At 40.0% G+C, this 20,335-nt stretch carries 19 protein-coding genes and 1 tRNA gene; 16 read left to right on the top strand and 4 right to left on the bottom strand.

Features of this window, described 5'->3' with window-relative positions; translation table 11 throughout:
* Window positions 1-5: 5 nt before the first annotated feature.
* On the top strand, window positions 6-815 hold the full coding sequence (locus IM797_RS04130; protein ID WP_194125817.1) for a hypothetical protein: 810 nt from the start codon (window positions 6-8) through the stop codon (window positions 813-815).
* A gap of 326 nt (window positions 816-1,141) precedes the next feature.
* Window positions 1,142-2,872, top strand: coding sequence for an RNA-binding domain-containing protein (locus tag IM797_RS04125; protein WP_194125816.1), 1,731 nt, complete (start codon window positions 1,142-1,144; stop codon window positions 2,870-2,872).
* A gap of 36 nt (window positions 2,873-2,908) precedes the next feature.
* On the opposite strand, the gene rhuM is transcribed toward IM797_RS04125, so the two are convergent.
* The 3 genes from rhuM to IM797_RS04110 form a co-directional block, all read right to left on the bottom strand.
* Window positions 2,909-3,244 (bottom strand): RhuM family protein, encoded by a 336-nt coding sequence (rhuM, locus tag IM797_RS04120; RefSeq protein ID WP_194125815.1) that lies wholly within the window; start codon window positions 3,242-3,244, stop codon window positions 2,909-2,911.
* Between the two features lie 256 nt (window positions 3,245-3,500).
* Window positions 3,501-4,130, bottom strand: a complete 630-nt coding sequence (locus tag IM797_RS04115; protein ID WP_194125814.1) for a hypothetical protein — start codon at window positions 4,128-4,130, stop codon at window positions 3,501-3,503.
* Between the two features lie 607 nt (window positions 4,131-4,737).
* A tRNA-Ser gene (locus IM797_RS04110) sits at window positions 4,738-4,822 on the bottom strand.
* Between the two features lie 235 nt (window positions 4,823-5,057).
* On the opposite strand from IM797_RS04110, the gene IM797_RS04105 reads away from it, so the two are divergent.
* From IM797_RS04105 to IM797_RS04080, 6 genes are all read left to right on the top strand, one after another.
* Window positions 5,058-5,693 carry an OmpW family outer membrane protein gene (locus tag IM797_RS04105; RefSeq protein WP_194125813.1) on the top strand — a complete coding sequence of 212 codons (636 nt, stop codon included), beginning with the start codon at window positions 5,058-5,060 and terminating at the stop codon, window positions 5,691-5,693.
* Window positions 5,694-5,749: 56 nt separating this feature from the next.
* The gene (locus tag IM797_RS04100; RefSeq protein ID WP_194125812.1) at window positions 5,750-6,502 is read left to right on the top strand and encodes an ankyrin repeat domain-containing protein; all 753 of its coding nucleotides are present in this window, start codon (window positions 5,750-5,752) and stop codon (window positions 6,500-6,502) included.
* 44 nt (window positions 6,503-6,546) lie between these two features.
* Window positions 6,547-7,416, top strand: a complete 870-nt coding sequence (locus tag IM797_RS04095) for a LytTR family DNA-binding domain-containing protein (protein ID WP_194125811.1) — start codon at window positions 6,547-6,549, stop codon at window positions 7,414-7,416.
* 59 nt (window positions 7,417-7,475) lie between these two features.
* Entirely contained in the window at window positions 7,476-8,129 is a 654-nt protein-coding gene (locus IM797_RS04090; protein WP_194125810.1) for a DUF2306 domain-containing protein, read from the top strand.
* Between the two features lie 153 nt (window positions 8,130-8,282).
* Window positions 8,283-9,209: an Rpn family recombination-promoting nuclease/putative transposase gene (locus IM797_RS04085; RefSeq protein WP_194125809.1), complete on the top strand. Its 927-nt coding sequence runs from the start codon at window positions 8,283-8,285 to the stop codon at window positions 9,207-9,209.
* A gap of 131 nt (window positions 9,210-9,340) precedes the next feature.
* Window positions 9,341-9,541, top strand: a complete 201-nt coding sequence (locus IM797_RS04080; RefSeq protein ID WP_194125808.1) for a hypothetical protein — start codon at window positions 9,341-9,343, stop codon at window positions 9,539-9,541.
* Here IM797_RS04080 and IM797_RS04075 read toward each other — a convergent pair whose 3' ends face one another.
* Window positions 9,542-9,859: a hypothetical protein gene (locus IM797_RS04075; protein ID WP_194125807.1), complete on the bottom strand. Its 318-nt coding sequence runs from the start codon at window positions 9,857-9,859 to the stop codon at window positions 9,542-9,544.
* Window positions 9,860-9,982: 123 nt separating this feature from the next.
* Here IM797_RS04075 and IM797_RS04070 point away from each other — a divergent pair, with 123 nt between their 5' ends.
* The 8 genes from IM797_RS04070 (at window position 9,983) to IM797_RS04035 (ending at window position 20,242) form a co-directional block, all read left to right on the top strand.
* A complete protein-coding gene (locus tag IM797_RS04070; RefSeq protein WP_194125806.1) occupies window positions 9,983-10,582 on the top strand; it encodes an RNA polymerase sigma factor in 600 nt (199 codons plus the stop codon).
* A 66-nt stretch (window positions 10,583-10,648) separates the two neighbouring features.
* Window positions 10,649-11,794 carry a FecR family protein gene (locus IM797_RS04065; protein ID WP_194125805.1) on the top strand — a complete coding sequence of 382 codons (1,146 nt, stop codon included), beginning with the start codon at window positions 10,649-10,651 and terminating at the stop codon, window positions 11,792-11,794.
* Window positions 11,795-12,075: 281 nt separating this feature from the next.
* Window positions 12,076-15,324 carry a SusC/RagA family TonB-linked outer membrane protein gene (locus IM797_RS04060; RefSeq protein ID WP_194125804.1) on the top strand — a complete coding sequence of 1,083 codons (3,249 nt, stop codon included), beginning with the start codon at window positions 12,076-12,078 and terminating at the stop codon, window positions 15,322-15,324.
* Window positions 15,325-15,334: 10 nt separating this feature from the next.
* Window positions 15,335-16,702 carry a RagB/SusD family nutrient uptake outer membrane protein gene (locus tag IM797_RS04055; RefSeq protein ID WP_194125803.1) on the top strand — a complete coding sequence of 456 codons (1,368 nt, stop codon included), beginning with the start codon at window positions 15,335-15,337 and terminating at the stop codon, window positions 16,700-16,702.
* Between the two features lie 10 nt (window positions 16,703-16,712).
* Window positions 16,713-18,113: a TlpA disulfide reductase family protein gene (locus IM797_RS04050; RefSeq protein ID WP_194125802.1), complete on the top strand. Its 1,401-nt coding sequence runs from the start codon at window positions 16,713-16,715 to the stop codon at window positions 18,111-18,113.
* Between the two features lie 151 nt (window positions 18,114-18,264).
* Complete coding sequence (locus IM797_RS04045) at window positions 18,265-18,717, top strand: protein-disulfide reductase DsbD N-terminal domain-containing protein (protein WP_194125801.1); 453 nt, start codon at window positions 18,265-18,267, stop codon at window positions 18,715-18,717.
* A 2-nt stretch (window positions 18,718-18,719) separates the two neighbouring features.
* A complete protein-coding gene (locus IM797_RS04040; RefSeq protein ID WP_194125800.1) occupies window positions 18,720-19,097 on the top strand; it encodes an AraC family transcriptional regulator in 378 nt (125 codons plus the stop codon).
* A 26-nt stretch (window positions 19,098-19,123) separates the two neighbouring features.
* Window positions 19,124-20,242: a cellulase family glycosylhydrolase gene (locus tag IM797_RS04035; RefSeq protein WP_194125799.1), complete on the top strand. Its 1,119-nt coding sequence runs from the start codon at window positions 19,124-19,126 to the stop codon at window positions 20,240-20,242.
* The last annotated feature ends 93 nt before the right edge of the window (window positions 20,243-20,335 follow it).

The following is a 20,335-nucleotide window of genomic DNA, read 5'->3' as shown; positions in this document are numbered from 1 at the left end:
GCAAAATGAAAACAATAAAAATTACCTATATCCTCGCATTCGTTTCGATTTTAATCTTCAGCGCCTGCGAAAAAGAAGGAACCGTTTTACTTCCTAAAATAAAAGCATTAAAACCTTTTGAAATGAGTGGATATGTACTTGGTGATACCATAGAACAATATTTCGATGGTGTTAAAGTGCGCGACTATTATGGCTGGGTTACGCTCGGGTCTGTGGCTCCCAGCATTGCTTTTGAAAATGAGGTCACCACAATGGAATTCAGAAAAAAAAGCACGGGACAAAAAATTTACGAACAAAAGTTCAAAATTACTGATGAAAATAACGTTGTACCCAAGTTCTATTTTGACGGAACTACGTTGAGTCCCCGTTATGATTATCCGGTTGCACAAGGGAAAGATTACCTCATTAATTTTTATTATGATGCGCCAAAAGGCAGTGCGGGTATTGATCTTTCGATTGATGTGCTGGAATATTATTACGATGTCGATAACAATTTGGTCGTCGTAAAAACGACGAGTTTTCCTTTGGCAAGTAACATTGAGATTGGGAAGTGGACAGATTTTATAAAGATCACGCCACCAGCACCGGTAGCGCTAACCCAGCCTGGTACCGATCTTTATCCGGTTGTGACAATGAGAAATTCGAAAACAAAAGAATACCTTATCGCTAATGATCGTGATAGGAGTACCCTGCAAATCGAAATTCCAGACGAGTTTACTTCAAGCGGAAAAGTGCAAAGCATACATCTGGCCAACAAGACCGAGAATAAAATTAACTACATGCAAGTTAATAATCTGGTACAGTTTTTTCCATAAAAGCAGGGGATTGGTGAAGTGGAGAAAACCCGGTTTAGGCCGGGTTTTCTCCGTTTGTATTTGATAGACTTGCTTAAAAGCCTGCCTGTTTTGGACTGCCGGTACCTCTTCCGCTGGTGGTGATGACCAGCAACTGGTAAGTTTTGCCCTCAATTGTTGATAATTGTTACCCCCTGCATTCCATTTTTTTTACAAACTCATCCCATCAGGAATAGCAATTAATGAGATTGTACCTTTTATTAGCAGATGACAATAACCTAATATTATAGATATTAGGTATTTTTGTTTTGAACATTTACTCCTATTAAAAAACAGATTATACAACTATGCCCTTACATATCAACATCCACGATCTAATAGCAGGACGAATCGTAGAAGATGAGCGAATAGAATATAAAAAAGGCTGGAACCCCGGTTCTGTATATAGGAGTATCTGTGCTTTTGCAAATGACTTTGATGATATTGGGGGTGGTTATATCATCATCGGGATTGAAGAGAAAAATGGAAGGCCGGTATTGCCTATCGCTGGTGTAGATGAGGAAGAAATTGATAAGATCCAAAAAGATATGATCGGGTTCAACAATCTGATCAACCCGGCATATCATGCGAAGGTGAGCATAGAAGAATATGACGGCAAGAAAATTTTAGTGATCTGGGCACTTAGTGGCAATTCCAGACCATATGAAGTTCCGGATGAGATCAAGGCCAAGGATAAAAAGTACCACTATTATATTCGTGTCATGGCCAGTTCGGTCATTGCCAATAAAGAGCAGCGAGAAGAACTGATTGCGCTGTCCAATAAAATTCCATTTGATGACAGGGGAAATACTAAAGTTGATACCAATGATATCTCTTTTACGCTTTTAAAAGAACATCTGAGGCAGACCAATAGTAGGTTATTGGAGTGGACAGATGAGCATTCTAAAACAGACGTACTGGCACTAATGGAACTTTTAAGCGGCCCTCCTGAATTGGTGCATCCCAGGAATGTGGCCTTGATGCTCTTTACTGATGATCCGGAAAAGTACTTTCCCAGTACCAGGGTTGAAATTGTTAACTTTCCGAATGGTGCTGATGACCCTGAGTTTTTTGAAGTACCAGCGATTGTCGGACCTGTACCCAATCAAATCCGTCAAACCCTTCAGTACCTTAAAACAAATATCTTAAAGCAAAAGACCAAAAAGATCGCTGGCCAGGCAGAGAGTGTGAAAGTCTGGAATTATCCTTATGAAGCTTTTGAAGAGATCATTGCGAATGCATTATATCACCGGGATTACCAGGAGCGGGAGCCGGTGGAGGTGAGGATTTACCCTGATCATATCATGGTCATCAATTATGGAGGCCCGGATCGCAGCATCAAGCCAATCGCATTCAAGAGTGGTACCATCATACCCAGGAGATACCGGAACAGGAGGCTTGGAGATTTTCTAAAAGAACTGGATTTAACTGAAGGAAAAGCCACAGGTATTCCCCGAATAAAGAAAGCTATGAAAATGAATGGATCGCCAGCGCCAGTTTTTGATACGGATGAAGACAGGTCTTATTTCCAGGTTACGCTCCACATACATCCGGAGTTTGCAGTTGAAGCCCACACAGGGAATGAAGCTACCAAACATACAACAGAAAACTTAGGCAGCATTGCAAACGGAGAAGCTAAAGTAGAAGGAAATGAGGGAGCAAACGTACAAGCAAATGAGGGAGCAAACGCTCAAGCAAAAAATAGAAAAGATGCGCTAAAAGGACAAATAGCAATACCAGGAGGACAAGTCAACATAAACGCGAAAGCAATCGAAGAAATAATTGAGGGAGCAATTGAGGGAGCAACGACAAGGAAGAGAGATAAGATAGCGAGAACACTAAAAGCAATTATAGAACACGAGAACAATCGGATACCTGAATACGTAAAGATAACAGGATATCATGCAAAGACTCTGGAATCATATATTAGACAATTGCGTGAAGCTGGGTTTATAGCTTTTACAGAAGGCGGTACTAAGATCGGAGGATATTATATCACAGATATGCTAAAAGCGAAACTGAAGGAAAGGGAAGTGTAACGAGTTCCGATAATTTAAACTGTGTCAGTTTCAAAATTAACGCCTCTCAGAAGCCTCTATTCTCCTGAAGAATTCTGTCACCAAATTTAATACCTTCAGAATTTTATTAGCCCAAATGCGAAATTGGGTACCTAATTTTGAATTTATTCTATAACTAACTGAAATGATAAGATCCAAATTATAGTGGATCACCTCTCTTTTTACAATTCTTGAGCCTTCTGTTTGAACTTGTGCAAATTTTGCATAGGTTGATATCTCCTCTAATTCTCCAGCTTTATCTATATTTCTAATGTGTTTAGCTAATGAGGTTCTGTCTGTTTTGAAAAGTACAGCAAGTTGCTGTTGGTTTAGCCAAATGCTATCATTTTCCAATGCTAGGAATCTTTCACATTAGATAATCTTTCAATGTTGGAAAATGCCAAGCAGGTTTCCAGAGTTAAACGGAGAGAAGTACTGATAGCATATGCTGCGCTGGGTTTTCGGATTTGGTAAATCTGTTTAGCTTTTTTATTCGTTTATATAAACAAAGCCGGAGATGGGGATTTGAGGGTGATACATAGGGGGATTAGTGAAATGGAGAAAACCCGGCCTAAACCGGGTTTTCTCCATTTGTATTTGACAGAATTGCTTAAAAGCCTGCCTGTTTTGGACTGCCGGCACCTTTTCCGCTGGTGGTGATGACCAGCAACTGGTAAGTTTTGCCCTCAATGGTGATGTTGGTTTTGTCGTAGGCTTCTAGAATGCTTACCCTTTTTCCCTCAAAGGTTGTTTCGTTGACCAGGTAAGATTGTTCACTGGCTTTAATACTTATTCCTTCTTTTGGGGCAGGAAGTTTAATGGCATTAAAGAGCGGTTCCAGCAATTCGTAAGACAGGTAATTACCCATGGGTTCTATTTTTTTATCGCTGAAAGCCTTTACGGTACTGGCCGTTAAGTTTCCTTTTGTTCCGGTCAGATTGATCTGGATCACATTTTTTTCTAAACTGATCGCAAAGTCAGTCAGCACTTCATCTTCTTCGGAAGGAACGTAGCTTGTTAATTCAGCCTCGCTGAATAATTTTCTGGGAATACAATATACCCCGCTTCCGGTGCAACCGTTAACTGCATTTCTATGTCGCCACCAGCGGACAGGGCCGGTTCCGTTTTTTGGTTTGCTCATTGCCGCATTTTCTTCCGCTTTTATGGTGTCTGTTTTTTTGCAGCTGTAGGCTATCGAGAACAATAAGACTATGGTCAGGACTTTTAATAATGATTTCATGATTTCAGGGTTTTAAGTAAAATTTAATGTTGTTCTGTTGGTATATCAAGGGGAGCCGATGATTGTTACCCCCTGCATTTCATTTTTTTTAAAACCACTGATTTGCGCTAATTTACTTTCAAAAAAATTATATCAATAAATATTCATGGGCGGGAATTACATGAATGATCTTTCCATTCTTTTCGAATTGATCTTTTTGTGAAGTAGTGATTAAAGCCCCTTCCTTAATATTAAATAATTCCAGGGCTTTAATCATACCATGCTTAGAAGTATCATAAAAAAAGTGTTTGATATGGAAATACAATAGTTTTGTTTACTAAACAAAACTATTGTATTTCCATATCAAAAGATATCTTTAATCTCATCGGTTTCAAATCAAATTCGAAATAAGTGGAGTCCTCATTTCAATGCATATTTTCTTAAAGATATAAGTGTAAGTAATTCTTATTATGGCTTGGAGTAATATCTAATTGAATTAAAGTATATCTTGTGAGAAGTCAATCAGCACAGTTGGAAGCATGGGAGGTGAGCGTTAGAACACCGAAGAGTGCATGCAAAAGTACTATAAACAGTAAAGCCCAACAATGTTGGGCTTTTAATTACTCAGCGGAGAGCGAGGGATTCGAACCCCCGGACCTATTACAGTCAACAGTTTTCAAGACTGCCGCGTTCGACCACTCTGCCAGCTCTCCGCGACAAAAGTACAAATATGAACCGGTTTCACAAATAAAAAACAGGCCCATAACCTCATCTATACTGATTATTAGGCTGTTTAAATTGAAATAACTTTTATTTCACGCTGAATAACGCCTTTTTTAGCCTTTCAAACCCCTTTTTCATGATCAAGATCATAGAAAAACCTGCTGCTGCTCACTTGAGGGCTGGGCAGTCCTGAATACATTTGACCATAATTTAAATGATTTCATTGTGAAAAAGGTATGGATACTCGCACTTTTATTAAGTGCAACATGTACAGGTTTTGCGCAACAAAAAGGGGAGTGGCGCGTAAGACTACGCGGAACAGTAGTTGCTCCTGACGCCAGCGCGACCATTAGTACAATCGGTGGCTCTGCAGACATCAGCACAACGGTAATTCCCGAATTGGATTTTACTTATTTTTTAACCAAAAACTTCTCGGCAAATTTAATATTAGGTACCACACGCCATAAAATAACGGCAACCCAAACTGCCCTGGGCGATGTAAACGTAGGCAAAGTATGGCTATTGCCACCAACTTTAACCTTTTTATATCATGCACCGGTTGCCAAAGGCGTTTTACCATACATAGGAGCGGGGGTAAATTATACGATTTTTTACGGTGCTAAAAACGGTCCCGCTATTGCTAAAACCGACTACGAGAATAAATTTGCTTTTGCTGCACAGGTCGGTAGTGACTTTGACATCGCCAAAAACCTCTTCCTGAATGTCGACGTAAAAAAGATCTGGTTGAGAACAGATGCTACAATAACCACACAACCGGGCGTTGCTGGTGGTGCAACCGTGGTGGCAAATACAAAAATTGATCCCTGGCTGATCAGCATTGGTATTGGAAAAAGATTTTAAGCAACTTTTATCATTCCTGTGGCTGATAAAATCCACAGGAATGATATATTTAGGCCATGAAATATGGCTACCTCCTTTTCTTACTATTGATCATTTCATGCTCCGGGCCAGCAAAAAATCCAGAGCCCAGTCCTGAAATCATCAATCAGTTTTACGATGCAGTATTTGCCGACCGCACTGCCGAGGCCTTAAAACTCATCAAAACAGGACAATTTCCGGCAGATGCTGAACCCAAAAATAAAATTCTCCCTATGCAGGCTGCCATTTGGCAAAACAACCTGCTGCTTGTCCAAACCCTTGCCGAAGGCGGGGCTAATTTAAACCCTAAAACCCTGTCGCTGGTCAACGTAGCAGCCGAAAAAGGTTTCCTTGATATTGTCAGATACTTACATGAAAAAGGTGCTGAAATCAATAAAGCACCCGCTGGAAGTTTTAGCGCGGCAGCAGCCAGTAAAAACTACGCATGTGCAAAATACCTCCTCTTAAAGGGTGCAGATCCGCGACTTGGCGAGCTGAGTAACAAATTAAATTACTTTTTAACAGCCGTTAAGCAGCACGATTACCAGGTAATTGATCTGTTGCAGCTTTCCAAATCAGATGTAGACTATAACGACTGTTCGGGTGAGACCGCTTTGATCATTGCCATCAAGGCCAATGATGCCAAAATGGTCGAATACCTCATCCATAAAGGAGCAGACAAAAGTAAACCCGAAACCTTTGACTGCGGTGATACCGAAAGTTTTGGCTTAAAACCCATTCAACTGGCAAAAAAAATGAACAACAAAACAATAATCGACTTATTAAAATAATCATTTTCTGAATCGATAAGAACGATCAAAACCTATCCTTTAAAGTGCGTTTCAACAATTTTTTAAAACAACCATTTCCGCTTCCAGAGCGTATCATACCCACAGCCCTAACCATTGGCGCAGGGATCAGTTTACTGATGCTCTTATTGCAGCCATTTGGCCTTTCAGGCGTTTCGGTTAGTCACCTTGGCTTGTTCCTGGCCGGTTACGGCCTGGTCAGCTGCCTAACCCTGCTTTTTAACGGCTTGCTGGTGCTCAGGTTGTTTTCCGATCTGCACTGGAATGTAATCCGGCAAATTGGCTGGACCTGCTGGTCGGTCTTTTGCCTGGGACTGGCAAATTATGCATATACCTATAGCTTGATCAGCGGTTTTCCATTTAGCCTCTCGGGTTTGCTTACGCTTCAGATTTATACTTTTTTTATCGGGCTCATTCCCATCACCATTTTGGTTCTGCTGCGGCAAAACAAACTGCTTCGCCTCCATAAAAACGCTGCCCAGGTTTTAAACGAGCAGGTTCCGGTTGTTCCTGTTTCCGCAGCGCCGGCCCAGGCTGTTGTTTTAACTGCCGAAAATGGCAAAACACAATTGAGCCTCCAGGTTGATGATCTGGCATTTATTGAATCCGAAGGCAATTACATCCAGGTTTATACGCGCAAAAATGGTTCAATGGCAGTCACTACCATTCGCAGCAGTATCTCTAACGCCGGAACAGAATTGGCCAGCTATCCGCAAATGATGAAATGCCATCGTGCTTTCATCGTCAACAAGGATTTTATCGAAGGCGTTAAAGGAAATGCACAGGGTTATCGATTGATAATTAAAGGATCCGACAAGGAGGTTTACGTATCCAGACAGTATACAAAGCTCATTAAAGCGTGTTTTTCGTCACAAAAGCATGCATTTCATCCCTGAAATTTTAGCCTTTCATTTCTTACCGATAACATTGCTCAGTATTCAAAAACTAAGCAAAAATGGACGTACTATTTAAAACATTACTGGTGTTGCACATTGCAGCAGGAACAATTGGATTAACTACCGGAACAATCAACATCATCGCAAAAAAAGGAGGTAAAAGGCATCGCATTGTTGGCCTGGCTTTTCTGTATAGCATGTTGCTGGTAGGCGCAACAGCATTTGTACTGTCGGTTCTGCATCCCAATTACTTTCTGTTCATCGTAGGTGTTTTTACATTATATATGGTGTGTTCCGGTACGCGATACCTGTATCTGAAAAACCTTTCCAATGGGCAGAAGCCCAAATGGATCGACTGGGTGCTGACCAGCTTTATGCTGCTTTTTGGCCTGGCATTCCTTATTTTTGGCATCTACCATTTGATTCATAAAAATGTATTCGGAGCCGTATTTATTGTCTTTGGAGCGATCGGATTAAGATTTGTGCGCACCGACTTTAGAAATTTCAGCGGTAAAGCTACGGTTTCCAATATCTGGCTCCTTGCGCACATCCAACGGATGACGGGTGCGTATATTGCTACACTGACGGCATTCCTGGTCGTTAACAATACGGCATTGCCGGGTTATATTGCCTGGTTACTTCCATCAGTGGTTTTAGTTCCTTTAATCGTGATTTGGGTTAGAAAGTATAAAGTTAAAGCCGCGAAAATTTGAGTTCCCATTCAAAACCAAATTTTTGAGATATTATTTAATATTTTGCATTATTTGTTAAATTTATTATTGTTTAAGTTTTGTATAATATTTTATTAGTTTAATATTGTTTGTTGTTGTGAATTTTTGCTCGTATTTTTGTGTCAAATCAAATATATGATGTCTGAGAATTTTACAACACCGGCAAGTTTCCTGGAGGGTAAAGCCGAACCACATGGATTTATTGATCCATATAGCGATTTCGGTTTTAAGCATATTTTCGGTAGGGAGCCTAATCGCGATTTTCTAATTAGATTTCTCAACGAGATTTTTAAAAATCGTAAGTTAATTGTCGATATACAATATAATACGAATGAATATAAAGGACCTGGAAAGGATTACAGAAAAACAATATTTGACCTGTATTGCACTGGTGATAAAGGCGAAAAATTTATTATTGAAATGCAAAATGCAAAAGCCATCAATTTCAAGGAACGTAGCATTTTTTACACAAGTAACCTGATAAACGAGCAAGGACTTGGCGTATTGGCTGATTGGGAGTACGTGCTACCAGAAATTTACTTTGTGGCAATAATGAATTTTAAGTTTGATGACAGCCACCCAGATCATTATATACACGATGTACGTTTGATCGATATCAAGACACAGGAAGATTTTTACCCTAAACTGGCATACATATTTATTGAAATGCCTAAATTTAAAAAATATGCAGGTGAATTATCGACAGAATTGGATGAGTGGTTGTATATACTCAATAACCTAAACAAAAATGAAGAAATTCCGCTATCTTTGAGAAGCAAGGCTGAATATAAAAAACTATTTGAAATTGCGGCAATTGGAAATTTAACCCGAGAAGAAATGAATGAGTACGAACAAAGTCTTAAAATCCAACGAGATAATCAAAGTACGCTAAGTTGTGCAAAAAAGGAAGGACGGGATGAAGGACGAATAGAAGGACTAGTAGAAGGACGGGATGAAGCAAATAAAAAAACTGCGATTACCTTAAAAAAGAATAATATTGATGCAGCACTAATCGCTGAAGCTACAGGTCTTACTATCGAAGAGATCAACGCATTGCTCTAACTAGTAATTTTTACTGGCATTCACCACATTGGTAATCAGCAAAAGCCATCAATTTCAAGTAACGTAGCATTATATACATGATGTACGTTTGATCGATATCAAGACACAGGAAGATTTTAACCCGAAAAAATATGAATGAGTACGAACAACGTCTTAAAATCCACCGAGATAATCTGGCCACGCTGAGTTATGCAAGAAACGAGGCAAGAATAGAAGGACGGGATGAAGCAAATAAAAAAATTGTCATTACCTTAAAAAAGAACAATATTGATATAGCACTAATCGCTGAAGCTACAGGTCTTACGATCGAAGAAATCAACGCATTGCCCTAACTAATACTTTTTACTGGCATTAACCACATTGGTAATCAAAATAAAAAATCCGGTAGCAAAACACACCCCGCCAATTAAACTGACAATTCCGGCAACAGAATAGTAAAAAGACATTCCCGATACCGGAATATTCCTGTTGTGTATAAAACTCGGCATTAAAGTAAAAAACACGGTAACCAGCAAAGCAATGCCCGATCCTACAAAAATCAACACCGCATCTGCTTTAACAATTTTAGAAAGGTAAAAACAAGAAGCTATAAATATAAGCAGTGGCGGCAGGATCGCCGAAAAACTTAGAAGAGACATGATTGAATCCATATTTTTCTTTTTATTTTAGTGCTGCAATTTTTCGGCCAGAATTAAAACATACATTATATATAAAATTGTATGTGTACTTGCAAAAAAATGCTTAGTTTTAGATGAGCTTATATCAAAATCATTATGGCTGCTTACGGCACACACACCGACCAGGAACTGTTGGAATTCATGTCTCGCGAAGACAAATACGCATTTACCGAGCTGTACAACAGGTATTGGAAAAAGATGTTGCTGGTGGCCTGGAACCATACCAAAGACAAAGTCAATGCCGAAGACCTGGTACATGAAGTATTCATTTCCTTATGGGACAAGCGGAACACGCAGGTGATCGAAAACGTGGCTGCATTTTTAACAACCTGCGTAAAGTACAGCATCTTTAAATACTACCAGAAGGAAAAGAAACGTGCGGCGCTGGCTTTAGCCAATTACGAGTTCAATGAAATTGCCGACGACGATAAAAAGCTGGATGCCCTTTTTCTAAAAGACTACATAAACGGCATCGTAGAGCAGCTTCCGGAAAAATGTAAGCTTACTTTCCAGTACAGCAGGGTAGATGGGCTGAGCAATGCAGAGATCGCCGAGAAAATGAACATCTCCGAAAAAGGCGTGGAAGCCAACCTCACCAGGGCTTTAAAAGTGGTAAAAGACAACCTCAATCATACCGGACTGGTCACTTTACTGGCTCCTGAAGTGGTTTCAGAACTGTATAAAAATATTTTTTAGTACCCATGTAGGGTAAAGTGTTTTTCAGCGTACAACCTTATAAACAACAAGTTTCTAGATTTCTATATGGAGCAGCAGGAAATAAACGGTTTAATAGAAAAGTACAAGGAAGGCATCGCCAGTCCCCAAGAAATAGATGCCCTGCAAAACTGGTACCGGAGCGTGGGTTATGCCGATGGCATTTACCCTGACCATGAAATTACCGTTAAAACCAGGATTCAGGACAGGCTCATCGCTACCATTCACCCGGTTAAACCGAATAAACTCTGGCCACGCATTGCCATCACTGCTGCTGCGGTAGCAGCCCTGATCTTCGGCGTTTGGTTATTTGAAGCCCATTATAGGAACGGTCGTCATCCTGAACTTGTTTCAGGACCTCAATACTCCAACGACGTTGCTCCGGGTAAAAACACCGCAACCCTAACCCTGGCCAATGGCAAAACCATCACCTTAAGCGATGCCAAAACCGGTGTTGTCATCCAAACATCTAAACTAACATATACCGATGGAACCGCAGTTTCCGGGCAGCACAGGCCCTCCAGGAGCGATGCCGAAGGCAGCGGGGCTAAAAATCAATTGCTTACCGCACAAACCCCGCTGGGTGGTACTTACCAGTTCACTTTGCCCGATGGCACACGTGTCTGGCTAAACGCCGACTCAAAAATTTCCTTCCCTATGCAATTTTCTGGTAAATCTCGCAAAATATTGCTTAGCGGAGAGGCTTATTTTGAAGTGCAGCACCTTGCCCTTGCTACGCCCTTCATCGTAGAAACCCCGGGCCAGCAGGTAACCGTATTGGGCACCCATTTCAACATCAATGCCTACAAAGATGAGGCAGACACCAAAACAACACTGTTACAGGGCTCGGTTAAAGTAAGCCAGGGCTCCGCGTTCTCCATCCTGAGCCCCGGGCAGCAGGCTATCCTCAGCGCTCAAAATATCAGCTTAAAAGCCGTCAATGTCAACGACGTCATCGACTGGAAAAACGGGGAATTTATTTTCAAAAACGAGCCCCTGCCCAATATCCTGCGGCGTGTGGCACGCTGGTATAACGTCACTGTAACATATCAGGCAAAATACGATCAAATACCTACTTACTCCGGCTCCGTATCGCGTTTAAACAACGTGTCGGAAGTGTTGCATATGCTTGAAAAAACGGGCGACAGCCGTTTTGAAATCAGGGGTAACCAGATTATTGTGAAGCCAAAATAAGAATCATCAATGCCGGGTTTAACCAACCCGGAAATTAACCCAAATATAAACCTTAAAATCAGTACAATGCAGCGCGTAATCCGACGGCAAAGCTAGGCCAGCAGGGGAAACAAAAAAGCCGAATAGTGAGTCTAAGCACTATCCGGCGAGTATTGAGTTAACCCAAAAACAAATTTCGACATCAGTTTAACGTATTAACCCAACAAACCAAAGGTATGAAATTAAATCCTTTTAAACCTGGTATGCCCTATGACTGGCTGCCATCAAAAATTTTACTAATTATGAGACTCGTCATAATTATCATGATCACCTGTTTTATGCAGGTTAGTGCTGCAAGCTTTGCCCAGCGCTTTACCTATGGTCCTAAAAAAGCGACCCTGGCACAGGTATTTGCCGAAATTAAAAAACAAACCGGCTTCAGGGTTTTGTACTCCGACCAAAAACTGGACGACCGTAAAGTCATTGCCGTAAACTTTAAAGATGCAGAACTCTTAGACGTGATGGATCTTTGCCTCAAAGACCAGGAACTTGTTTACGAACTTGACCGGGAAACCATATTAATCAAAGCGAAAGAGCCTTCCTTTCTGGACAGGGTGGTTGCCGCCCTTACTTATACTGACATCAGCTGCCGCGTGCTGGATGCTGATGGGAAAGCTTTACCTGGTGCTTCCGTTTCGGTTAAGGGGAAGAACAAAAAGGTAAGTACCGATAAAAATGGAAAGTTTGTGTTAAAAGGGGTAGAGGACAAGGACATCCTGGTGATCTCTTATATAGGCTATCAGCCCCTGGAGATTTTGGTGAAGGATGCGATGGTTCAGGAAAGTATTGTGTTGAAAGAAGTTGTAGGGGAATTGGATGAGGTTAAATTGATAGGATATGGTACAACTACGCAGAGGTTAGCTACTGGGAATACGAGTAGGATTACTGCTGCGGATATTGAGAAGCAACCGGTGGCGAATCCTTTGCAGACTTTGCAGGGTAGGATGCCGGGGGTGTTGGTGACGAACGGGCAGGGATTGCCGGGGACGGAAACAAAGATTCAGATCAGGGGGATTAATTCGATTCAAGGGAATAGGGATCCGTTGTATATTGTGGATGGGGTGCCTTTTTCGGCGACAGCTTTATATAGTTCTAAAACAGGAGGTGTTTTAACTAACTTTCGACATGCAGCTTCATTTCTGTCTTTCACTCCTTTTAATAGTTTGATCCCTTCAGATATCGAAAGTATTGATGTATTAAAAGATGCAGATGCAACAGCAATCTATGGTGCGAGGGGAGCTAATGGTGTAATTTTAATTACTACAAAAAAAGGAAAAGTAGGTGTTACGAAATTCGATTTTGATATGAGCCAAGGAATTTCACAAACAAGCCATTTACTCAAAGATTTTTTGCCAACTACTAAATATCTAGAATTAGAAACGGAAGGTGCTCAAAATGATGGTATTAATATTAATGATATTAAGGACTATTTACCAGAAATATTTAAATATGACCAGAACCAGAATACAGATTGGCAAAAAGTCATTCTAGGAAATACCGCTCATTTAACCAATGTAACTGGAAGTATTTCAGGAGGGAATTCAGGAACAACTTTTCTGCTGGGTGGAAATTACAGGAAAGAAGGTACGATATATCCTGGCGATTTGGGTTATATGCGCGGTGGAGCTCATATTAACTTAAATCATAATTCACAGAACAACAAATTCTATACTTCATTTAGTGCGATCTATACCTCGGACAAGAATTCCTTAATCACTCAGGGATTACCCATTTTTAATTTGCCAAATTTTCCATTGTCTAATCCAGACGGGACTAGAAATTATGGAGATAATAACAATTATCAGGCAAAATTAGAACAAAAAAGTACAACCAAGACAGATAATTTGGTTGCTAATGGACAATTTGGATATCACATTACTTCAGATCTAAATTTTAAAACCGCATTAGGCTTTAATCGGATTTCATTGAATGGTTTCAGTGTAGAACCTTTAAGCTCTTTTAACCCTGCAAATAATCCTATTAATTCTGCTCAATATGCCAATAACACTTCTACTACTGTCAATATGGAACCGCAATTAGATTATAACAAACTAGTTGGCCCAGGAAAATTGCAGGTACTTGTAGGTGGGACTTACCAATCTACAGTGTCCCAAGGCAATTTTATCAAAGGACAAAATTATAAAGATGAAAATCTCTTCGGGAATATTGGAGCCGCAGGAAATATCGATTTGCAAGGTGCTTCTCCTAATACTACGTATACACAATATAGATTGGTTTCCGCTTTTGGACGGATTAATTACAATATGAGAGACAAATATATTCTGAATGCAAATTACCGTAGGGATGGTTCTTCCAGATTCGGTCCGGACAAACAGTTTGGAAACTTTGGAACTATTGGTGCAGCCTGGATTTTTTCTAATGAAGATTTTTTTAAACGTAACATTTCTTTGATTAGTTATGGTAAATTTAGGGCAAGTTATGGTACTATCGGAAATGAACCTAGTTCAGATTATAATTTCTTACAGTCGTATAACTCTTCTCGCATATATCAGGGAAATCCAGGGTTGATTCCATCGAGAATTGGAAACCCGGATTACAAATGGGAGGTTGTTGAAAAATTGGACATAGGTTTGGATATTGGAGTATTTTCAGATAGGATTTTGATCTCCAGCTCTTGGTTCAGAAATCGAACAGATAATCAACTGGCGTATTATTCTCTTCCAGGTATAACTGGTTTTGAGATTTACGTAACAAATTTACCTGCTGTTGTCGATAACAAAGGCTTGGAGTTTTCAATTAATACAGAAAATGTAAAAGCAAAAGATTTCAATTGGCGGAGTAGTTTTAACTTATCTTTCAATACCAATACACTGGTTTCCTATCCAGGTATTGAATCTTCTACCTACAAAAATGCATATGAAATCGGAAAGTCATTAAGTATTATACGAAAGTATTCATTTTCTGAAGCAGACTCTAAAACTGGCAATGCTTTATATAATACTCATAGCGGAGAGAAAACAACTACGCCACAGTATGGGAATGATTTTTTTACGCTTGGTAAGAGCTTGCCGGATTATTATGGTGGGATTAGCAATAGTTTTACCTACAAAGGATTACAGTTAGATTTCTTATTCTGTTTTGTAAAACAGGAAGGTTATAGACCAGGATTTTCACCGGGGTATTTACATAGTTATATGCCAGAGGAGGCTTTGCGAAGGTGGCGGAAACCTGGTGATGTAACCAATGTACCAAAGGCTTCATTAGTCGGTGAGGATATTTATTATTATAATAGTTCAAGTCATTTCTGGGGAGATGCATCCTATATCAAACTTAAAAATCTTTATATCGGTTATCGGCTTCCAGGTTCTTGGTTGAACAGGGCCAAAATTAGCCAACTTAAACTGTATTTCCAGGGTCAAAACCTTTTGACCTTTACCCGATATAAAGGATCTGATCCCGAATTTCCAAGTGGTAATTTGACTGTACCAACGCTTCGAACCTTAACTGCAGGTATCCAGATAACCCTTTAACCTTTTTAATATGAAAAATTTCAACCAAAGTATAAAAATGTTGGGCTTAATCACCCTAATCATCGTGAGCGTGCTTTTTTCTTGTAAAAAGATGATTGCCATAGATGCACCTATCAACGAAAGTGTCGCTAGTAAAGTATTCAGTTCTGATGCTTCAGCCTTTAGTGCGTTAAATGGGCTTTATGCTACTTTTTTATATGACTTTGATAGGAATCAAATGTTACATCCTTCTCTGTCTTCAGATGAATTAACCACCAGTATAACAGACTATTTTGCCTTTAATACCAATGTCCTAAAAGCTGACGATTATAGTATTTCCCTTCTCTGGAATAACTTTTATAACCTCATTTATCAATCAAATTCTATTATTGAAGGTGTTCAAGAAAGTCGCTCTTTAAATGCCGGAGTGAAGGATCAATTGCTTGGAGAAAGTAAATTTATGCGTGCCTTTATGCATTTTGAACTATTGAATTTCTATGGGGATGTGCCTTTAATCACTGTTACAGATGTAAGGATCAATTCAGTTGCATTCAGAAAACCGATAGATCTAGTTTATCAGCAGATTATCACTGATCTTAAAGACGCTCAGAGTTTACTTAAGGATACTTATGTAAGTGCAGATCGGGCCAGGGTAAATAAAAGTACGGCAACTGCACTTCTTGCAAGAGTATATCTTTACCTAAAAGATTATGCAAATGCAGAGCTTCAGGCTACACATCTCATCAATAATTCTGCTTTGTACCAATTAGAATCTATAGATCAAACTTTCTTGAAATCCAGCAAAGAAACAATATTTCAAATCGCAAATTCTAATGGTTATACCGGAATCGCTGGTACTTTAATCGTAGGTTCTGGTGTGTCGCAGATCAATTATTTTTATACGTCTAGCTTCCAAAAGGCAATAGAATCGGGTGATAAAAGAAAAGATATCTGGATGAAAAGCATTGCAATTAATGGAGTCGATTATTTGTATCCTTATAAATACAGAAAGCTGAGTTCTACAGTAGGCTTATTGCCAGAGTATTTAGTCGTTTTTAGGTTAGCCGAACAATATCTGATCCGTGCCGAAGCAAGGGCACAGTTAGGAACTGACCTTAAAGGAGCAAGGGAAGATTTGAATTTCATTAGAAGAAGAGCAGGATTGCTTGATTATCAGCAGGGAACAAAAAGCGAATTGCTTGATGCAATAGAAAGGGAAAGACGAATAGAACTCAACACGGAATTCGGTCACCGGTGGTTTGATCTGAAAAGGACACAGCGGATAGATGCGGTAATGAGTGCAATAAAACCAAACTGGAAGCCGTCTTCTGCTCTATATCCAATTCCAGCTGCTGAGCTAAATAATGACCCGCACCTAATGCAAAATCCGAATTATTAAACACACAAATATGAAACTTAAAATTGTATTATTGCTTCTCGCCCAGATTGCATTGAGTCAAGCTATTTTTGCTCAGATGGTTATAAAGTCGTTGAAAAAAGGTGAACAAGTTCCTTCTGAACTATCATTAGGTAAAATTGTCAACTATAAATCTAAAAATGTGAAATTTTCTGAATTGAAGGGAAAGTTGGTAATTCTTGATTTTTGGTCAACTGGTTGTGGACCTTGTATCGCTAACTTACCAGATATGGAAAATCTACAACGAGAATTTGGAGATAAGATTGCTATTATACCTGTTACACATGAAGACTCCACTTTAATTGCTAATTATTTTAAAAGAAAAAAGCTGGGATTACCGTCAATAGTAAATGACTCATTATTATACGGTTTATTTCCTCATGTAGGTAATCCCTATGAGGTGTGGATTGATGAAACTGGCGTGGTAATAGCTACTACTGATTTTGGAGAGGTTAATTCTGCAAATATTTCTAGGTATCTTTTATCAAAAGAACATAATTTAAAAAATCGATCCAATGGTATGTTTGATCCAAATATACCATTGTTCGTAAATGGCAACGGAGGTGAGGAAAATCAGTTTGTTGCAAGATCAATATTCACAAATGAAATAGAAAATCTTCATTGGTTTGCAGACTCACACTCCGTCTTCGATGAGAAGACTAAAAGAAATAATATTAATAGCTATATAACTTTAAATAGTCAGTTATCATACTTGTTTCGAGAGTGTTTTTGGAATGCAATAAAGGAACCTCGATTACTTTGTAATCTAACAAGATTCTTTATTGAGCAAAATGATAAAGTAATTGTTCCTATGGCAGACTTTTCTTATTATCATTCTACGACAGATTCTATAGATAAATTATTAGGAAAGGAAAAGCACTGTTACAACCTCACTTTACCTGGAAATGGAGTGTCGGATTCCATTTTTTATAATAAATATATGCTCGAAGATTTGAATCGATATTCTAGTTTTAATGTTAGAATTGAGAAAAAGAAGTTACCATCGTGGGTAATTATAAATAAGAATAGACAATTTAATTATCTTTCAACGAATCTGAATAACTCTAATAGTAAGATAATATTTGATGATAATATCGAACATTCTTTTGTAGAAGAGATCGTAGATATTCCATTTAATCAGGTAATTGATTTTTTCAAAATGTATACTCTTTCTCCGCCGATGTTTAATGAAACCGGTTATAATAACGAAAAAATACACCTTAAGAATCTTCATTTGAAACATGGAAAAAGCTCAGTTGATGATGCTATTTTTCAGAAAATGAACCTGGAAGAATGGCGTGCCGCCTTCCAACGCAACGGCTTGGACATCAAAGTCGAAGACCGGGAGGTAGAAGTCATGGTTTTCAAGAAAAAAGAAACTCCCGCTAAGTAAGCCGCGCTCACCTGTTCCGTTCTAGGTTCGGAGCGGAACTACTTAAGAAAACAAAAACAACACATATGAAACCATCATGATTTTTCAAACCACACAGTGGGATAAATAAATCTGATAGCTTCATCACAAATAAAAAACAAATTATAAACAGATGAAAAAACAACTGATCACGCTGCTGGTCTTGCCACTGCTTTGGACAATTCATGCTAAAGCCCAGATCCTAAAACCTGTAAAATGGAGCTATGCCGCTAAGAAAACTTCGGATACTGAAGCAACGATCTTACTCAAAGCAGAGATCGAAGACAGCTGGCACATTTACTCTGCTTATCAAAAAGATGGCGGGCCGTTGAAAACCAGTTTTAAGTTCAGTCCATCCAAAGCATACATCCTGGTTGGCAAAATAACAGAACCCAAACCGCTATCCGTGTTTGATAAAAACTTCGGTATCCAGGTAGATTATTTTGAAAAGACCGTCACCTTTCAGCAAAAAATCAAACTCAAAGCCAAACAGACTACGGTAAAAGGCAAACTGGAGTTTATGGCCTGTACAAAATCACAATGCCTTCCACCTGATGAAGTTAATTTTTCCATTCCAATAAATTAGATATGATAGAAGAAGAAAAAATATTGAAAGACCTGGACAGGTTGATCCAGAGACACTTTCTGGAAGAGCGGAGCGCCGCATTTTATGCAAAACTGTTGAATATTCCTGCAGGATTGTTAAACAATATTACAGAAGAAAACCTGGGTAAACGCGTGCCGGGCCTGGTACGGCAATACCTGTTGAAGGAAGCCAAAATCCTGTTGTCCTGTACGGAGAATAACATGAGGCAAATTACCTTCCAGCTCAATTTTGCTTATCCGGCCTGCTTTACCCACTTTTTTAGAAGAGAAACCGGGTTGACACCCACCATGTTTAGGAAGCTACATGCCAAACTGGATGGTGTCACCCTGGAAGGTGGCAACTTAAAAGTGAATTTATAACCCCATTACATTTTAAGCAACGAGAAATGAAAAGACAACTCATATTATTTTTATTCATGCTTTGTACAGCCGGGGTTTTTGCCCAGCAAAACACCCGATGGACGGAGGCACAGGCAAATGCCTGGTACGCCAGGCAGCCCTGGCTGGTTGGCACCAATTATACCCCGGCCTATGCCATCAACCAGTTGGAGTTTTGGCAGGAAGAAACCTTTGATCTGAAAGCCATAGAAAAAGAACTGGCCTGGGCCGAAGCCCTGGGCATGAATACCCAAAGGGTGTTTTTACACGACTTATTATATAAGCAGGATAAAGAAGGTTTGTTCAGGCGCATGGATGCCTTTTTAAGCCTGTGTAAGATCCACCACATCAAACCACTGTTTGTGCTGTTTGACAGCTGCTGGGATCCGGCACCAAAGCCCGGTAAGCAAAACCCGCCCAGGCCACATACCCACAATTCGGGCTGGTTACAAAGCCCGGGCATTGCGGCCTTGCAAAACCCGGCCGAATATGCACGGTTGGAAGATTACGTAAAAGGAGTGGTTGGCCACTTTAAAAACGACAAGCGGATATTGGGCTGGGACATCTGGAACGAGCCGGAACACAGCAGCCATAAACTGTTTCCTGTTGAAGATTTAAGCGAGAAAGCTAAACTGGCTTTGGTGCTGCCTTTGCTGGAGCAATCTTTTGCCTGGGCCAGGTCGGCTTCGCCGAGCCAGCCGCTGACGGCTGCGATCTGGCAGGATTCGAACTGGTCGGTACGCGATAGTTTAACGGCTTGTCAGAAACTGATGCTGGACAATTCGGACATCATTACTTTTCACAATTATAGGGGCGGGGATAAATTTGAAATGCGTGTGAAATGGTTACAGCAGTACAACCGCCCGATCATTTGTACCGAGTATATGGCCAGGAATACCGGCAGCACTTTTGAAGCGGTACTTCCAATAGCGAAGAAGTACAAAGTAGGGGCCATCAACTGGGGTTTTGTAGCAGGTAAAACGCAGACCAATTATCCATGGCAGAGTTGGAGCGGACAGTTTACCGCCGAGCCGAAGTTGTGGTTTCATGACATCCTGCGGCCGGATGGGACAGCTTTTGATGCGAAAGAAACGGATTTGATCAAACAACTGACAAAGGCGAATTGATACTCGTCATTCCGGCGCTTGTGCTCGCGTCATTCCGGCGCAGGCCGGAAACTTAACTGAGGAGATCCTGAGATAAACTCAGGATGACGACAA

Origin of the sequence: Pedobacter sp. MC2016-24 (assembly GCF_015223055.1) — a bacterium.
In the GTDB taxonomy this organism is placed as follows: Bacteria; Bacteroidota; Bacteroidia; order Sphingobacteriales; family Sphingobacteriaceae; genus Pedobacter.
The sequence above is the reverse complement of the archived record's forward strand: the minus strand, read 5'-3'. Positions and strand labels throughout refer to the sequence as shown.

Coding starts and splice junctions, on each gene's coding strand:
- IM797_RS04055 (WP_194125803.1), top strand. CDS start 15,335: ATGAAAAATTTCAACCAAAGTATAAAAATGTTGGGCTTAATCACCCTA.
- IM797_RS04075 (WP_194125807.1), bottom strand. CDS start 9,859: ATGGATTCAATCATGTCTCTTCTAAGTTTTTCGGCGATCCTGCCGCCA.
- IM797_RS04100 (WP_194125812.1), top strand. CDS start 5,750: ATGAAATATGGCTACCTCCTTTTCTTACTATTGATCATTTCATGCTCC.
- IM797_RS04045 (WP_194125801.1), top strand. CDS start 18,265: ATGAAAAAACAACTGATCACGCTGCTGGTCTTGCCACTGCTTTGGACA.
- IM797_RS04065 (WP_194125805.1), top strand. CDS start 10,649: ATGGAGCAGCAGGAAATAAACGGTTTAATAGAAAAGTACAAGGAAGGC.
- IM797_RS04090 (WP_194125810.1), top strand. CDS start 7,476: ATGGACGTACTATTTAAAACATTACTGGTGTTGCACATTGCAGCAGGA.
- IM797_RS04050 (WP_194125802.1), top strand. CDS start 16,713: ATGAAACTTAAAATTGTATTATTGCTTCTCGCCCAGATTGCATTGAGT.
- IM797_RS04035 (WP_194125799.1), top strand. CDS start 19,124: ATGAAAAGACAACTCATATTATTTTTATTCATGCTTTGTACAGCCGGG.
- IM797_RS04060 (WP_194125804.1), top strand. CDS start 12,076: ATGAGACTCGTCATAATTATCATGATCACCTGTTTTATGCAGGTTAGT.
- IM797_RS04115 (WP_194125814.1), bottom strand. CDS start 4,130: ATGAAATCATTATTAAAAGTCCTGACCATAGTCTTATTGTTCTCGATA.
- IM797_RS04080 (WP_194125808.1), top strand. CDS start 9,341: ATGAATGAGTACGAACAACGTCTTAAAATCCACCGAGATAATCTGGCC.
- IM797_RS04125 (WP_194125816.1), top strand. CDS start 1,142: ATGCCCTTACATATCAACATCCACGATCTAATAGCAGGACGAATCGTA.
- IM797_RS04040 (WP_194125800.1), top strand. CDS start 18,720: ATGATAGAAGAAGAAAAAATATTGAAAGACCTGGACAGGTTGATCCAG.
- IM797_RS04130 (WP_194125817.1), top strand. CDS start 6: ATGAAAACAATAAAAATTACCTATATCCTCGCATTCGTTTCGATTTTA.
- IM797_RS04085 (WP_194125809.1), top strand. CDS start 8,283: ATGATGTCTGAGAATTTTACAACACCGGCAAGTTTCCTGGAGGGTAAA.
- IM797_RS04070 (WP_194125806.1), top strand. CDS start 9,983: ATGGCTGCTTACGGCACACACACCGACCAGGAACTGTTGGAATTCATG.